Genomic DNA, 15,405 nt, shown 5'->3' with positions numbered 1-15,405 from the left:
GATTCCTTAGAACATTTTTTTAGAAATAGCCCTGACGCTTCTTCTGCTCCATGGAGCCGGCCTGATCGTGGTCGATGAGCCGCCCTTGCCGCTCGCTCGAGGTGGTGATCAGCATCTCTTCGATGATCTCCGGCAAGGTGGTGGCATTGGATTCGATGGCCCCGGTCAGCGGGTAGCAGCCGAGGGTACGGAAGCGCACCAGCTCCTGCTTCACTTCGTCTTCCGGGCCGATGGGCATGCGATCGTCATCCACCATGATCTTGATGCCGCCGCGATCCACCACGGGGCGCATGGCCGCGAAGTAGAGCGGGACTATGTCGATGTTCTCGAGATAGATGTATTGCCAGATGTCCAGCTCGGTCCAGTTGGAGAGCGGGAAGACACGGATGCTCTCCCCCTTGTTGACCTGGCTGTTGTAGACGCGCCACAGCTCCGGGCGCTGGTTCTTCGGATCCCAGCGGTGGGACTTGTCACGGAAGGAGTAGACCCGCTCCTTGGCACGGGATTTCTCCTCGTCGCGACGGGCACCACCGAAGGCGGCGTCGAAGCCGTATTTGTTGAGCGCCTGCTTGAGCCCCTCGGTCTTCATGATGTCGGTGTGCTTGCTGCTGCCGTGCACGAAGGGGTTGATGTCCATGGCCAGACCGTCCGGGTTCTTGTGGACGATGAGATCCAGCCCGAACTTTTTGGCGGTCTCGTCCCGGAACTTGATCATCTCCTTGAACTTCCAGTTGGTGTCCACGTGGAGCATGGGGAAGGGGATCTTGCCCGGGTAGAAGGCCTTGCGGGCCAGGTGCAGCATGACGGAGGAGTCCTTGCCGATGGAGTACATCATCACCGGGTTTTCAAATTCGGCGGCCACCTCGCGGATGATATGGATGCTCTCGGCTTCCAGCTGTTGCAAGTGGGTAAGTCTTTCACGGTCCATGTCTGGGTCCTCGGTTCATTGCTATCGCACCTGCTCGGGGCGCGGTGTTGGTTCAGTTCGGTGCCGCCTTGGCCGCACCGTCAAATCGATTCGGGTCTCGCCTCTCAGGCCAGGCTCACCAGCTTGAGCTCGTGGCCGCTTTCTGCCTCCTGCCCTTGCCCCTGTTCGCCAAACCAGGCGAGTTGCTGGCGCAGTGCCACCACTTCACCGATGACGATGAGGGAGGGGCTCACCGCCTGCTGGGCCAGTTCGGCCAGATCCGCCAAGGTGCCGGTCAGCACCCGCTGACGGGCGGTGGTGCCCCGCTCGATGATGGCGATAGGGGTGGCGGCGCGTCGGCCATGGCTCACCAGTTGCTGCTGGATATGCTCGGAGCGCATCAGCCCCATGTAGATGACCAGGGTCTGGTTGGTGGCCGCAAGCTGCTGCCAGTCGGGCTCCTTGCCCTCCTTCTGGCAGTGGCCGGTGATGAAGACGGCACTCTGGGCATGGTCGCGGTGGGTGAGCGGAATGCCCGCATAGGCGGTGGCACCGGCGGCGGCGGTGATGCCGGGCACCACGGAGAAGGGGATGCCCTCCTCGGCCAGCACTTCCAGCTCCTCGCCACCACGGCCGAACATGAAGGGATCGCCCCCTTTGAGGCGCACCACCCGGTTGCCCGCTTTGGCATATTCCACCAGCAGGCGGTTGGTCTCTTCCTGGGGCACGCTGTGGGCACCCGCCTTCTTGCCGACCGACACCAGGGTGGCGTCGCGGCGCACCAGGTCCAGGATCTCGGGGGAGACCAGCTGGTCATAGAGCACCACTTCGGCCTGCTGGATCTGTTGCAGCGCCTTGAGGGTCAGCAGGCCAGGATCTCCCGGGCCCGCCCCTACCAGCACCACTTCTCCCACTTCGGTACGGGCTTTGTCCAGTCCCTCGTTCAGCCACTGCTCGGCACCCTGCCAATCGGCTTTCTCAATCAGACCGGCCAGGGTGTTGGAGGCAAAGGCGCGCTCCCAGAAGCGGCGGCGATCGGAGAGGGAGGCCAGCACCTGCTTGGCCCGGCGGCGCACCCGGCCGGAGAGCTCCGCCAGACCGCCAAGATGGCGGGGCAGCAGGCTCTCGAGCCGCTCGCGCAACAGGCGCACCAGCACGGGGGCCTTGCCGCCGCTGGAGACGGCCACCACGATGGGGCTGCGATCGATGATGGAGGGGAAGATAAAGCTAGAGCGCTCGGGGTCATCCACCAGGTTGACGAACAGACCGCGCTCGGTGGCGCTCTGGTAGACCAGGGCGTTGACCTCGAGATCGTCGGTCGCGGCCACCACCAGGATCTGCCCTGCCAGGTGGGCCGGGTCGAAACGCGCCGCCACATGGGTGAAGCGACCGGCAAATTCATGGAACTCGGGCTCGAGCGCGGGAGAGACCAGGGTGATCCGGGCACCTGCCGCCAGCAGCAGGCGCGCCTTGCGCAGGGCAACCTCGCCCCCGCCCACCAGCAGTACCGGGCGGCCTTCCAACCTGGCAAACATAGGTAAATAATCCATCAGGGCCCGCTCCTCGGCATCGCGACATCTGGGGCGACTATAGGCAGGAGCGCTTATCCCTCAAAATAATAAAAAATGCTCTTTAATGCGTTTTGGTAATTAGTAAAGCCGTGTGGCGGCAATAGAGAAGCGAATCTGCTTGTGGTGGATGGCACCAGACCCTAGGCTAGTGAAAGTGTTTCATAAGGAGCTTAATCATGAATGAGTCATTGATTGTATTGGGGATCTTCATATTCCTGGTACTCGCCACCCTGAGTGCCGGCATCAAGATAGTGCCCCAGGGTTACAACTGGACCGTGGAGCGCTTCGGCCGCTACACCCGCACCCTCTCCCCGGGCCTCAACCTGCTGATCCCCTACATCGACCGCATCGGCCACAAGATCATCATGATGGAGCAGGTGCTGGACATCCCGGCCCAGGAGGTGATCTCCCGGGACAACGCCAACGTCACCATCGACGCCATCAGCTTCGTGCAGGTAGTGGATGCCCGCAAGGCGGGCTACGAGGTCAACGATCTCACCAGTGCCATCCGCAATCTCACCATGACCAACATGCGGACCGTGCTCGGCGCCATGGAGCTGGACGAAATGCTCTCCCAGCGCGACACCATCAACGAGAAGCTGCTGCGCACCATGGATGCCGCCACCGCCCCCTGGGGCATCAAGGTGACCCGGATCGAGATCAAGGATGTGCGCCCGCCCCTCGCCCTGGTGGAAGCCATGAACGCCCAGATGAAGGCCGAGCGCCAGAAGCGGGCCGAGGTGCTGGAGGCCGAAGGGGTGCGCCAGTCCAAGATCTTGAAGGCCGAGGGGGAGAAGCAGTCCCAGATCCTGAAAGCCGAGGGTGAGCGTCAGGCCGCCTTCCTCGCCGCCGAAGCGCGGGAGCGGGCCGCCGAGGCGGAAGCCAAGGCGACCCACATGGTCTCCCAGGCGATCGCCGAGGGCGACATGCAGGCCATCAACTACTTCGTGGCCCAGAAATACACCGAGGCCCTGGCCCGCATCGGTGAAGGCCCCAACAGCAAGATCATCATGATGCCCCTGGAAGCGGGCAGCCTGATAGGCTCGGTGGCGGGCATGGCCGAGCTGTTCAACAAAGACGGCAAGGCGGGCAAATCATGACAGCCCTGTTCGAGGGGCTGACCCACTGGCACTGGCTGGGGCTCGGCTTCGTGCTGCTGGCCATCGAGGTGATGGGGTCGGTGGGCTTTCTGCTCTGGACCGGCATCGCCGCCCTGGAGGTGGGACTCTTGCTGCTGGTCTGGCCCTTCGGCTGGCAGGTGCAGTTGCTGCTCTTCGCCCTGCAATCCCTGCTCACCACCTGGGCCTGGTGGCGCTGGCAGCATCGCCGGGATCGCTCCGGGCTGGATGCCGCCGCTCCCATCAACGAGCGGATGCAAAGCTACATGGGCCGCGAGCTGACCCTGCTGGACGAGGTCAGCCAGGGGATGAGCCGGGTGCATCTGGACGACACCGTCTGGACGGTGCGCTGCAACGCGCCGCTGCCGGCCGGCAGCCGGGTCAAGGTGGTGGGGGCCGACTCCCACATCCTGCTGGTGGAACCCCTCGGCTGACCGGGCAGCGCCCTGCCATGGCCATAAAAAAACGGGCCCGGCGCGAGTGCGCCGGGCCCGTTTTTCAATGAGGTGCTGGCTTAGTTGGCCTTGGCATCGCTCACGGCAGCTTCAGCCTTGGTGGCCACGTCAGCGGCAGCCTTCTCGACAGTAGCGGAAGCTTCGGAAGCAGCCTTCTCGACGGTAGCAGACGCTTCGCTAGCGGCTTTCTCGACAGTGGCAGCAACGTCTGCGGCCGGGGTCGCAGCCGGAGCGGCAGCTTCTTCTTTCTGACCACAGGCGGTCAACATCAGACCCAGGATACCGGCTACCAGTACTTTGTTCATGTGCATACCCTCAAAAAAAGATGGAGAGATGGTGCAGGGACCATCACTGTACGCCCCGGCTCCTGTCGGCACACCGGCCGCTGGAGCCCGAAGGCGCGCGAAATATATCCCCATATGCGGCCGATGAAAACGCGTATCACAATGATATTTTCTCGTTGGCATGATAAGAAACACTGCTGCAACGACAAATATTAATATAAAACACCCACTCACCACCAAATTCGCACAACAAATCGCCAATTACCTGGCAATTGCCAGTCAGCCATTGTCTTTCTGTCAGGCTCTCGGCGCTGCCGGATAACGCCGTCAGTCAGACAGCTTCTGACAAGGCAGGCGCCGCCCCTGCTGGTCGCTCTCCCGGGCCAGGTCCAGCAAGGCCATCACCGCCAGAGCCTCGTCGGCCGGCACCGGGTTCTCCCCTTCTCCCCGGATGGCGGCGCAGACGCCGCGATAGTAGGCGCCGTAGTCCCCCGCCTCGCCAGCCACGGTCTGCTGCACGAGCTGACCGTCCCGGATCTGGCTGAGCTGGCCGGGGGCGGGATCCACGCCCCAGTCCGCCGCCGGAGGCCGCTTGCCCTCCTTGAGCTGCTCCTCCTGCACGTCCATGCCGAACTTGATGAAGGAGCCCTGACTGCCGTGCACCACGAAGCGGGGCATCACGGCCGACACCAGACAACTGCCGTGCAGAATGACCCGCATCTCGCCATAACCCAGCACCACATGGAAGTAGTCGTCCGCCAGGGCCCCGGGGCGCTGCTTGCCCAGATCCGCCTGCAACCAGTCCGGCTGACCGAACAGCTGGAGCGACTGATCGAGGATATGAGGGCCGAGATCGAACCAGAGACCGGAGCCCGGGCCGCCCGCCTCGCGCCAGCGCTGGCGCACCTCGGGGCGATAACGGTCGAAGTGGGATTCGAACTGGGCGACTTGCCCCAGCGCCCCCTCCGCCAGCAGACGGCGCACCGTGAGGAAGTCCCCGTCCCAGCGTCGGTTGTGGAAGATGCTGAGCAGCCGCTGCTGCTTCTCCGCCAACTCGACCAGCGCCTTCGCTTCGGCCAGATCCAGGGCGAACGGCTTGTCGATCACCACGTGCTTGCCCGCCAGCAGGGCCTCGCGAGCGATGGGGGCGTGGGTGTCGTTGGGGGTGGCGATCACCACCAGATCGAGGCTGTCATCGGCCAGCACCTGCTCCAGGGTGCCGACCCGGGTGCCGGGCAACGCGGCCTGTACCTTGGCGGCATCCCGGCTCACCACCCAGCGCAGGGTCAGGCCCGGGGTCGTGGCCAGGAAGGGGGCGTGAAAGGTCTGTCCTGCGAAGCCGTATCCCACCAGGGCGGCGTTGATTGTGTGGCTCATCCGGTTTTCTCCACGGGTCTGTGATCATGCGAGGCAGGCGGGTCGCCTGAAAAAGAGAAGGGGGCTCAAGGCCCCCTGAGTGTGCTCATCAGAGCACAGGATTTATTGCAAACACAAGCGCCGGCCCTGGCGGGTCATCAGCATCACCAGCGGGGGCAGCAGCAGCCACATGTGCAGGGCCAGCTGGCTCAGGGGATCCGGCATCAGCCAACCGGTGATCCCCACCAGGGCGCCGGAGCCGCTCATCTGGAACAGGCCGAGCAGGGCGGCCGCAGTCCCGGCGCAGTGGCCGAAGGGGGCCAGCGCCATACCCGCGGCGGCGCCCAGGATCATCGCAAAGCCGATGCTGGAGAGGAACACCGGGCCCATCATGGCCAGCGGGTGCGGGATGTGCATGGCCAGGGTCAGGGTGATGGCGGAGAGCAGCACCACCAGCAGGCCGATGCGCAGGGTCCGTCTTGGCCCTACCCGGGCGATGAAGCGCGGGGCCAGGAAGCAGGCCAGGATGTTGAGGGCCGCATTGGCGGTAAACCAGTAGCTGAAGCCACTCATGTCCAGCCCCAGGGTTACCATCAGTTGTACCGGCGCCGCCGTCACGTAGGCGAGGATCACCGCCATCGCCAGCATGCACAGCGCCGCGTTGAACAGGAAGCTCGGGGAGCGCAGCACCGGGCTGTAGCGGGACCAACTGATGAGCGGGCCAGCACTGCTGGTCTCCTCAGGGCGGGTTTCCGGCATCCGCCACAGCAGCCAGCTGCCGACCACGACGGCGTAACCCGCCATGAACCAGAAGTTCGCCGACCAGCCCGCCTTGGCGGTGAGCCAGCCACCCAGCAGGGGCGCCAGTGCGGGGATGAAGCAGATGGCACCGTTCAGATAGGAGATCATCTGACCGCTCTTCTTGGGGCCATAGCTGTCACGGACCACCGAGAAGGCGGCCACCGAGGTGGCGCAGGCCCCGAAGCCTTGCAGCACTCGCGCCAGCATCAGCTCGCCGAGGCTCGCGGCAAAGCCGGCTGCCAGGGCACTCAGGCCATAGAGCAGCACGCCCCCCAGGGCAATGGGTTTGCGCCCGTAGCGATCGGCCAGCGGCCCCACCAGCAGTTGCCCCAGCCCCATGCTGAACAGGAACCAGGTGATGGTGCCCTGCATCAGGGTCACTTCGGCCCCCAGCTGCTCGGCCATCTGGGGGATGGCAGGCAGATAGATGTCGATGGCCAGCGGGCTGAACAACACCAGGAGTACAAGCAAAAGAATCAATGGCATCAGTCACCTCAAGCCCTAGGAATATCGATTGGGCCGCGAGTCTACTGACTCAGAGTAATGAATTGAAATGGTATTTAATCACTTCGGTTATTCCCTGCTGGAAACATGTATCTCTTCTACCTCTCAGGGGGTGGAACCAGGATCCCCCGTTGGCACCGGATCCCGGGCAATTGGCGCTTTTACTAAACCCCTCCCCCGCATAGAATGCGCAGATTATTTTTGCGGAGGTGTGTGATGAACAAGCTTGTCCTGGCAACAGGGAACCAGAAAAAGGTGAAGGAATTGGCCGCCATGCTGGCCGATATGAAGATCCAGGTGATCCCGCAGAGCGAGTTTGCAGTCTCCGATGCCGACGAGACCGGCACCACCTTCGTCGAGAATGCCATCATCAAGGCCCGCCACGCCGCCCGCGTCACCGGCCTGCCCGCCGTGGCCGACGACTCCGGCCTGGAAGTGGATCTGCTGCACGGCCGCCCCGGCGTCTACTCCGCCCGTTTTGCCGGTGCCGGTGCCAGCGACAAGGAGAACATCGACAAGCTGCTGGCCGAGCTCAAGGGCGCGCCGGATTACCTGAAAAGCGCCCGCTTCTGGTGCGTGCTGGTCTACATGCGCCACGCCGACGATCCCACCCCCATTATCTGCCAGGCCAGCTGGGAAGGGATGATCATCGACGAGCCGCGCGGCCAGCACGGCTTTGGCTACGACCCGGTGTTCTTCGTCCCCGATCACGACTGCACCTCGGCCCAGATGCCGGCGGAGCTCAAGAACCAGCTCAGCCACCGTGGCCAGGCGCTGGCCAAGCTCAAAGCGGCCCTGGCGGCGGTCAACTAAAGCGCTGTCTCCCGCCGCGTTGTCATCTACAATGGGGGCCGTCGGCCCCCGTTTCGTTCGCGGCGCCCCGCCCGTTGTCACCGACAACCAGGGCCACCCGACCCCTTTTGATTGTTGAATACTGGAAATCTCATGCTGCAACTGCCGCCCCTCTCCCTCTATATCCACGTGCCCTGGTGCGTCCAGAAGTGCCCCTACTGCGACTTCAACTCCCACGCCCAGAAGGGGGAACTGCCCCACCTCGAGTACGTGGCGGCCCTGCTGGAGGATCTGGAGCAGGATCTGCACTGGGCCCAGGGGCGCCCCCTCTCCTCCATCTTTATCGGTGGCGGCACGCCGAGCCTGCTCTCCGTCGACGCCATGCAGGCGCTGCTGGACGGGGTGCGCGCACGCATCGCCCTCGCCCCGGACTGCGAGATCACCATGGAGGCCAACCCGGGCACGGTGGAGGCGGACAAGTTCGCCGGCTTCCAGCGGGCCGGTATCAACCGCATCTCCATCGGGGTACAGAGCTTCCAGCAGGAGAAATTGACCCGGCTCGGCCGCATCCACGGCCCCGAGGAGGCGCGCAAGGCCGCCGAACTGGCCCACGCCATCGCGCTTCCCACTTTCAACCTGGATCTGATGCACGGCCTGCCGGATCAGAGCCTGGACGATGCGCTCTATGACCTGCAGCAGGCCATCGACTGCGCGCCGCCGCACCTCTCCTGGTATCAGCTCACCATAGAGCCGAACACGGCATTCGCCTCCAAACCCCCCACATTGCCGGAAGATGACACCCTGTGGGACATCTACGAGCAGGGCCACGCCATGCTGACCGCCAAGGGCTATCAGCAGTACGAGATCTCGGCCTATGCCAAAGAGGGGTATCAATGCCGCCACAACCTCAACTACTGGCGCTTTGGCGACTATCTGGGGATCGGCTGCGGCGCCCACGGCAAGGTGACGGATCTTGCCAACCAGCAGATCCTGCGCACCGCCAAGGTGAAGCATCCGAAAGGTTATCTGGATCCGAGCCGCCCCTATCTGGACAGCCAATGGCAGGTGAGCGCGGACGATCTGCCGCTCGAGTACTTCATGAATCGGTTCAGATTGTTTGAACCCGCCCCCAAGGCGGAGTTCGAGGCCTTCACGGGGCTACCGCTGGAGCGGGTAGAGACCATGCTCGCCATCGCCCGGACCAAGGAGCTGATCGAGGATCTTGGCGACAGCTGGCAGCTCACCCCCCTCGGGCATCGCTATCTCAACGTGCTGCTCGAACTCTTTATGGACGAGTGAGCACGGGTTCACTCTCTTGCGTCAAGACCGCAAGTCAGCACCAGCGAATAGAACAACAATCAGGGCGCCATTGGCGCCCTGATTGTGTTAACTGATGCCTTGCGGCAGAAACCCGCTCAACAGCAGACGCTAACCATCCGCTGTTGGCCGGGCTCCCACCGCTTGCCGTGCTTGGCCTTGCGCTGATAGCTGCCCTTGCCCTTCTTGCTCGGCTCGACCCGGGCCTGGAACAGGGGGGAGGTCACCAGTGCCTTGAGGTGGTTGTCCTGAATGATGCCGCGCTGATGTTCGCAGGCGGGTTCGGCGGTGACACAGGTCACCTTCTTCTTGGCCATATGGGCTCCTTGATGGGGTTGTCGTGTTTGCCTGTCGTCCCTGTCTGGAAGGGCAGGTGGCGAAAAACGCGCCGATTGTGCACCTCTTGCCTCCCCCGTGCAAGCTGTCAGGCGGGGTGATAGACGACCCGCACCAGGCCGCTTGGCAGCACGGCGCTCGACACCGGTCTCAGCGCGCCGGGCAGGGATCCTGCAAAGAGCGGCACCCCGCCCCCCAGGGTGACCGGTACCCAGAACAGGGTCAGCTCGTCCACCAGGGCACCCTGCAGACCCTGCCTCACCAGCTCCCCGCCATCCAGATAGAGGTGACGGCTTCCCCCCTGCCACAACTCGTCCAGCACCTGCGCCAGCGCCCCCTGCCTGAACGCGACCCGAGGACGGGGGTCGGCGGGCCTGTGGGTCAGTACCACCAGCGGCTTGTCCCCGTAGGGCCACTCGGGAAAGGCGCTCACGATATCGTAGGTGTTGCGCCCCATCAGCAGGGTGTCCGCGCTCGCCATCAGGGCGCTGTAGCCGGTCTCCTCCGGCCCGTCACCACCATAGGGGGCCAGCCATGCCAGATCGCCCCCCTCCCCGGCGATGAAACCGTCGAGGGAGAGGGCGAGAAAGGCGGAGACCCGGGGCCGGCGCAGCTCAGTGCTCATGGTCGTGGTGCTCGTGGCGGGAAGGGGCGCCGGACTCCAGGGTCTCGAGGATGGCGCAGTGCTCCGCCGAGCGCGGGCCGCCGCAGCAGATGTCGGAGAGGGCCTTCAGGTTCTCGCGAAAACGGGTCAGCTCCAGGAGTTTCTGCTCCACCTGTTCGAGCTTGGTGTCGGCCACCGCCTTCACCTCCTGGCAGGTGACCTTGGCCTTGTTGGTGTCCAGGGTGAGCAGCTCGCCGATGTCCGCGAGGGAAAAGCCCACCGACTTGGCGCGGATGATGAACTCCAGCCGCCGCCTGTCCTGCTCCCCGTAGAGGCGATAACCGGATTCGTTGCGAATGCCCGGCGAGATGAGGCCGTTCTTCTCGTAAAAGCGCAGGGTGTCGGCCTTCACCCCACACGCCTTGGCCAGTTCACCGATCCGATACATGGTCCTCTCCCCCCGCATGACATTCCCGACATGGTACTCAATATAAACCGGCCTCCACTATCACCTCTTTGCCCGGCGATTGCCAGTCAAAGGCAGGAAAGCAGCAGCTAACCCCTCACTTGCCGGCCATTTATCCCCAAAACACTGAAAAGACAAACGTTTCACAAAAATTCACCAGAAAACGTTTAACGCCGCATCCCACAAGGGTTTGTCTCTTTAAAAAATCCACCACAGGTCACATTTTTTGTGTAGAATACGCGCCCACAAGAGAGCGTCGCGTCAAGCGGGCATTTCCTAAAACGCTTTTGCCAACGGCCGCCCCGGGCGAGAGTGGTTTGCGAAATCCCCCACTTCCATTTATTTGGGGACTCTCTGTGTGTTGAGCCTCGCCTCCCATGGAACGGTCCCCGTTATGCTGAGGACGATAGTGTGATGGAACAAGCTCGACCCATTCGCCGTGCACTGCTGAGTGTGTCTGACAAGACTGGCATCCTGGAATTTGCCAAGGCACTCGACGCGCGTGGTGTGGCCCTGCTCTCCACCGGTGGTACCGCCAAGCTGCTGGCCGATGCGGGCCTGCCGGTGACCGAGGTGTCCGACTACACCGGATTCCCCGAGATGATGGACGGCCGGGTCAAGACCCTGCATCCCAAGGTACACGGCGGTATTCTCGGCCGTCGCGACCGGGATGACGCCATCATGGCCGAGCACGCTATCTCCCCCATCGACATGGTCGTCGTCAACCTCTATCCCTTCGCCGCCACCGTGGCCAAGCCCGGCTGCACCCTGGAAGACGCCGTCGAGAACATCGACATCGGCGGCCCGACCATGGTCCGCTCCGCTGCCAAGAACCACAAGGACGTCACCATCGTCGTCAAGGCCTCCGACTATGACCGCGTCATCGCCGAGATGGATGGCAACGGCAACAGCCTGACCCTCTCCACCCGCTTCGATCTGGCCATCGCCGCCTTCGAGCACACCGCCGCCTACGATGGCATGATCGCCAACTACTTCGGCACCCTGGTGCCCTCCTACGGCGAAAACAAGGAAGGCGACGAAGAGTCCCGCTTCCCCCGCACCTTCAACAGCCAGTTCATCAAGAAGCAGGACATGCGCTACGGCGAGAACAGCCACCAGGCTGCCGCCTTCTACGCCGAAGAGCAGGCCGCGCCGGGCTCGGTGGCAAGCGCCATCCAGCTGCAGGGCAAGGCCCTCTCCTACAACAACATTGCCGACACCGATGCGGCGCTGGAGTGCGTGAAGGAGTTCAGCGAACCGGCCTGCGTCATCGTCAAGCATGCCAACCCCTGCGGCGTCGCCATCGGTGACGACCTGCTGGCAGCCTACGATCGCGCCTACCAGACCGACCCCACCTCGGCCTTTGGCGGCATCATCGCCTTCAACCGCGAACTGGACGGCGAGACCGCCGCGGCCATCGTCGCCCGCCAGTTCGTGGAAGTGATCATCGCCCCCAGCATCAGCCAGGCAGCCCGCGAGGCGGTCGCCGCCAAGCAGAACGTGCGCCTGCTGGAGTGCGGCCAGTGGACTGCCCCGGCGCAAGGCTTTGACTTCAAGCGCGTCAACGGCGGCCTGCTGGTGCAGGAGCGCGATCTGGGCATGGTGACGCTGGGGGATCTGACCGTGGTCAGCCAGCGTCAGCCCACCGAGGCCGAGCTGCAGGATCTGCTGTTCTGCTGGAAGGTCGCCAAGTTCGTCAAATCCAACGCCATCGTCTACGCCAAGAACGGCCAGACCATCGGCGTGGGCGCCGGCCAGATGAGCCGCGTCTACTCTGCCAAGATCGCCGGCATCAAGGCCGAGGATGAAGGGCTGACCGTGGCGGGCTCCGTCATGGCCTCCGACGCCTTCTTCCCGTTCCGCGACGGCATCGATGCCGCCGCTGCCGCGGGCATCTCCTGCGTCATCCAGCCAGGTGGCTCGATGCGCGACCAGGAGGTGATCGACGCCGCCAACGAACACGGCATGTGCATGGTGTTCACCAACATGCGTCATTTCCGTCACTGACAGCCCAGGGCCGCCGATGGCGGCCCTGCCTCTTTAGCACCGGATCCTTTCCACTGGCAGGTTGCCACCGCAGCGCCAGTGAACTCAGACAGAAGCGAGCGAGACGATGAAAGTACTGATCATTGGCAACGGCGGCCGTGAACACGCCCTGGCCTGGAAGGCCAAACACTCCCCCCTGGTGACCCAGGTCTTCGTGGCACCGGGCAATGCGGGCACCCAGCTTGAGCCGGGCATCGAGAACGTCGCCATCCAGGCCACCGACATCGAGGGCCTGCTGGCCTTCGCCAAGGCGAACCAGATCGGTCTCACCATCGTCGGACCGGAAGCCCCCCTGGTGAAAGGGGTGGTCGATGCCTTCCGCGCCGCCGATCAGACCATCTTCGGCCCGACCGCCGCCGCCGCCCAGCTCGAAGGCTCCAAGGCCTTCACCAAGGACTTCCTGGCCCGCCACGCCATCCCCACCGCCGATTACCAGAACTTCACCGAGGTGGAGCCGGCGCTGGCCTATCTGCGCGAGAAGGGCGCCCCCATCGTCATCAAGGCCGACGGTCTGGCCGCCGGCAAAGGGGTGATCGTCGCCATGACCCTCGACGAGGCGGAAGCGGCGGTGCGTGACATGCTCTCCGGCAATGCCTTCGGCGATGCCGGCGCCCGGGTGGTGATCGAGGAGTTCCTGGACGGGGAAGAGGCAAGCTTCATCGTCATGGTGGACGGCGAGCACGTGCTGCCCATGGCCACCAGCCAGGATCACAAGCGCGCCTTCGATGGCGACACCGGCCCCAACACCGGCGGCATGGGGGCTTACTCCCCGGCGCCCGTGGTGACCGACGAAGTGCACCAACGCGTGATGGAGCGGGTGATCATGCCGACCGTGCGCGGCATGGCGGCCGAGGGCAACGTCTACACCGGCTTCCTCTACGCCGGCCTGATGATCGATGCCGAGGGCAACCCCAAGGTGATCGAGTTCAACTGCCGCTTCGGCGACCCCGAAACCCAGCCCATCATGCTGCGGATGCAGTCCGATCTGGTGGATCTCTGCCTCGCCGCCTGTGCCGGCCAGCTGGATCAGAAGGAAGCCGTCTATGACCCCCGTGCCGCCATCGGCGTGGTGCTGGCAGCGGGTGGCTATCCCGGCGACTACGGCAGCAACCACCCCATCAGCGGCCTGCCGGTGGACGAAGTGGCAGGGGAGAAGGTGTTCCATGCAGGCACCCGCCTGGAAGGGCACACCAGCCTGACCCAGGGTGGCCGCGTGCTGTGCGCCACCGCCCTCGGCCACACGGTGCAGGAAGCCCAGCAGCGGGCCTATGCCCTGGCTGGTCGCATCCAGTGGGACGGCATCTTCTATCGCAAGGACATCGGCTGGCGTGCCATCGAGCGCGAGCAGGCCGAATAAGGGCCGGATCCCGATCACTCAAAGGGCCTGCGGGCCCTTTTTTTGTTGCACGGTGTCTGTGCGAGCAGTGGAATCGTCCATGGGTGGTGGCTTTCAAAAACAAAAACACCTGAAAAACTCACCTGACTTTAAAAAACCGATGTGTGATAAATAATGGCAGCATGATTCACTGCCTGCGGGCCCCTTCCCGGACCAGATGCGCGCCCTTGTATCCCTGCCGGAGGCGAGATCCGGTGGCCGTTCTCTTTCGGCTACATTCCCACAGCAATCCCCTGCACAATTCGTCACAATTGGTCGCACTTTCTTCATACAATGATCGCCCTTTCATGGCATCATGATGCGTGAAACCGCACTCAAATGAGTGCTATAACAACCTGCAATCTCGTCGTTTCATAAGGAAATCCCATGCTGAAAACTGTGCGTCCCCTGCTGCTGCCCCTGATGTTTGGCCTGATGGCCCTGCCTGCCATGGCCGGCGATCTGGAGCAGCCGATGAAGAAGATCGGCTTCAACTACAAGCAGGCCGTCAAGGCCGACGACGCGGCCACCATGGAGAAATACATCAAGGAGATGAAGGCCCAGCTGGACGTCGCCAAGGGCAAGAACATGCCCGCCGCCAAGAAGGAGAAGTTCCTGGAAGGCATGACCGAAGTGCAGACCGAGCTGGATGCCAGCCTGGCAGCCCTCAAGGCCGGTGACGAAGCCAAGGCGCGCGAGCACCTGGCCAAGGTCAACGACCTGAAGAAGGAGTACCACAACTATGCCAAGCAAAAAGGCTGATCCCTTCCACTGGGATGCTCTGGTGCGCCTCACCCACTGGGGTGTGGCGGCCATCTGTATCGGCAACCTCTGGCTCAACGAGGCGGGCGAGGAGTGGCACGAGCGGATGGGATACGCCGTCATGGTGCTCATCGGCATACGCCTGCTGTGGGGGCTCACCTTCGCTCGCGGCCACGCCCGCCTGCGCGCCCTCATCCCGAGCCGGGAGGATTTTCGCCATCAGGCCGACGCCCTGCGCGAACGGACCCCGCCCACCCCGGGCCATCACGGCAGCGGCAAGCTGGCGGTCTGGGCACTCTGGCTGCTGGTACTCGCCACCGCAGGGACCGGCTGGTTCCAGAACACCGAGACCGGCTTCGATCTGGGGGCGGACGACTGGCACGAGTGGTGCACCTGGGCACTGCAGGGCATGATCGCCCTGCACCTGTGCGCCATCGCCTACACCTCCTGGCGCCAGCGCAGCAACCTGGTCACCCGCATGCTGCCAGGGCGTCGTGCCCGGGCCAGTGCCGGGCAGCAGGAACCCAACGTCTGAACGTTCACGGGGCCCTGCGGGGCCCTTGTTCATCCCCTTCGCTACCCGCTTGACGGGATCTCGCACCGATCTGCTCCCCTCTGCATCCTCCTGCTGCCACCGAATGGCATGAAAGCATTTTCATTCACATTTCTTAATTAATTCAGCTTGTTCGATTTTCAACCACATCGATTTCA

16 protein-coding genes are annotated in these 15,405 nt (G+C 63.6%); 8 read left to right on the top strand and 8 right to left on the bottom strand.

From position 1 onward, the window contains the following. Window positions 1–19 precede the first annotated feature (19 nt). Together cysD and cysG are read right to left on the bottom strand one after the other, a co-directional pair. A complete protein-coding gene (cysD, locus tag BGO64_RS04415; protein ID WP_045521955.1) occupies window positions 20–928 on the bottom strand; it encodes a sulfate adenylyltransferase subunit CysD in 909 nt (302 codons plus the stop codon). A gap of 104 nt (window positions 929–1,032) precedes the next feature. Next, window positions 1,033–2,457, bottom strand: coding sequence for a siroheme synthase CysG (gene cysG, locus BGO64_RS04410; RefSeq protein WP_048208364.1), 1,425 nt, complete (start codon window positions 2,455–2,457; stop codon window positions 1,033–1,035). A gap of 197 nt (window positions 2,458–2,654) precedes the next feature. Between cysG and BGO64_RS04405 the strand changes: the two genes are divergently transcribed. Further along, window positions 2,655–3,578 (top strand): SPFH domain-containing protein, encoded by a 924-nt coding sequence (locus BGO64_RS04405; protein WP_029314806.1) that lies wholly within the window; start codon window positions 2,655–2,657, stop codon window positions 3,576–3,578. Further along, entirely contained in the window at window positions 3,575–4,030 is a 456-nt protein-coding gene (locus tag BGO64_RS04400; protein ID WP_128342507.1) for an NfeD family protein, read from the top strand. Before BGO64_RS04405 ends, BGO64_RS04400 begins: the two co-directional genes overlap by 4 nt. Before the next feature lie 80 nt (window positions 4,031–4,110). Here the strand turns inward: BGO64_RS04400 and BGO64_RS04395 are convergent, their stop codons facing one another. From BGO64_RS04395 to BGO64_RS04385, 3 genes are all read right to left on the bottom strand, one after another. Next, a complete protein-coding gene (locus tag BGO64_RS04395) occupies window positions 4,111–4,356 on the bottom strand; it encodes a hypothetical protein (RefSeq protein WP_010675602.1) in 246 nt (81 codons plus the stop codon). A gap of 306 nt (window positions 4,357–4,662) precedes the next feature. Beyond that, a complete protein-coding gene (locus tag BGO64_RS04390; RefSeq protein WP_041213888.1) occupies window positions 4,663–5,712 on the bottom strand; it encodes an oxidoreductase in 1,050 nt (349 codons plus the stop codon). 102 nt (window positions 5,713–5,814) lie between these two features. Then, complete coding sequence (locus BGO64_RS04385) at window positions 5,815–6,978, bottom strand: multidrug effflux MFS transporter (RefSeq protein ID WP_029314807.1); 1,164 nt, start codon at window positions 6,976–6,978, stop codon at window positions 5,815–5,817. Window positions 6,979–7,212: 234 nt separating this feature from the next. Here BGO64_RS04385 and rdgB point away from each other — a divergent pair, with 234 nt between their 5' ends. Both rdgB and hemW read left to right on the top strand, forming a co-directional pair. Continuing rightward, on the top strand, window positions 7,213–7,809 hold the full coding sequence (rdgB, locus tag BGO64_RS04380; RefSeq protein ID WP_010675605.1) for an RdgB/HAM1 family non-canonical purine NTP pyrophosphatase: 597 nt from the start codon (window positions 7,213–7,215) through the stop codon (window positions 7,807–7,809). A 132-nt stretch (window positions 7,810–7,941) separates the two neighbouring features. Continuing rightward, entirely contained in the window at window positions 7,942–9,087 is a 1,146-nt protein-coding gene (gene hemW, locus BGO64_RS04375; RefSeq protein WP_286700244.1) for a radical SAM family heme chaperone HemW, read from the top strand. Window positions 9,088–9,203: 116 nt separating this feature from the next. On the opposite strand, the gene BGO64_RS04370 is transcribed toward hemW, so the two are convergent. The 3 genes from BGO64_RS04370 to zntR all read right to left on the bottom strand — a co-directional run bounded on the left by BGO64_RS04370 (window position 9,204) and on the right by zntR (window position 10,493). After that, on the bottom strand, window positions 9,204–9,422 hold the full coding sequence (locus BGO64_RS04370) for an alternative ribosome-rescue factor A (protein ID WP_039040829.1): 219 nt from the start codon (window positions 9,420–9,422) through the stop codon (window positions 9,204–9,206). 107 nt (window positions 9,423–9,529) lie between these two features. Then, window positions 9,530–10,066: a dihydrofolate reductase family protein gene (locus tag BGO64_RS04365; protein ID WP_286700243.1), complete on the bottom strand. Its 537-nt coding sequence runs from the start codon at window positions 10,064–10,066 to the stop codon at window positions 9,530–9,532. Continuing rightward, entirely contained in the window at window positions 10,056–10,493 is a 438-nt protein-coding gene (gene zntR / locus BGO64_RS04360) for a Zn(2+)-responsive transcriptional regulator (protein ID WP_041213891.1), read from the bottom strand. Before zntR ends, BGO64_RS04365 begins: the two co-directional genes overlap by 11 nt. Before the next feature lie 432 nt (window positions 10,494–10,925). Here zntR and purH point away from each other — a divergent pair, with 432 nt between their 5' ends. The 4 genes from purH to BGO64_RS04340 all read left to right on the top strand — a co-directional run bounded on the left by purH (window position 10,926) and on the right by BGO64_RS04340 (window position 15,229). Continuing rightward, window positions 10,926–12,518: a bifunctional phosphoribosylaminoimidazolecarboxamide formyltransferase/IMP cyclohydrolase gene (gene purH / locus BGO64_RS04355; RefSeq protein WP_042016335.1), complete on the top strand. Its 1,593-nt coding sequence runs from the start codon at window positions 10,926–10,928 to the stop codon at window positions 12,516–12,518. Between the two features lie 106 nt (window positions 12,519–12,624). Beyond that, window positions 12,625–13,914: a phosphoribosylamine--glycine ligase gene (gene purD / locus BGO64_RS04350; RefSeq protein WP_104452295.1), complete on the top strand. Its 1,290-nt coding sequence runs from the start codon at window positions 12,625–12,627 to the stop codon at window positions 13,912–13,914. Window positions 13,915–14,319: 405 nt separating this feature from the next. Next, on the top strand, window positions 14,320–14,694 hold the full coding sequence (locus BGO64_RS04345; RefSeq protein ID WP_045521970.1) for a cytochrome b562: 375 nt from the start codon (window positions 14,320–14,322) through the stop codon (window positions 14,692–14,694). After that, a complete protein-coding gene (locus BGO64_RS04340; protein WP_010675613.1) occupies window positions 14,675–15,229 on the top strand; it encodes a cytochrome b/b6 domain-containing protein in 555 nt (184 codons plus the stop codon). Before BGO64_RS04345 ends, BGO64_RS04340 begins: the two co-directional genes overlap by 20 nt. Window positions 15,230–15,405: the final 176 nt, after the last annotated feature.

The organism is Aeromonas sp. 62-46, from assembly GCF_001898585.1.
In the GTDB taxonomy this organism is placed as follows: domain Bacteria; phylum Pseudomonadota; class Gammaproteobacteria; order Enterobacterales; family Aeromonadaceae; genus Aeromonas; species Aeromonas caviae.
This window is presented reverse-complemented; position numbering and strand designations above follow the sequence as displayed.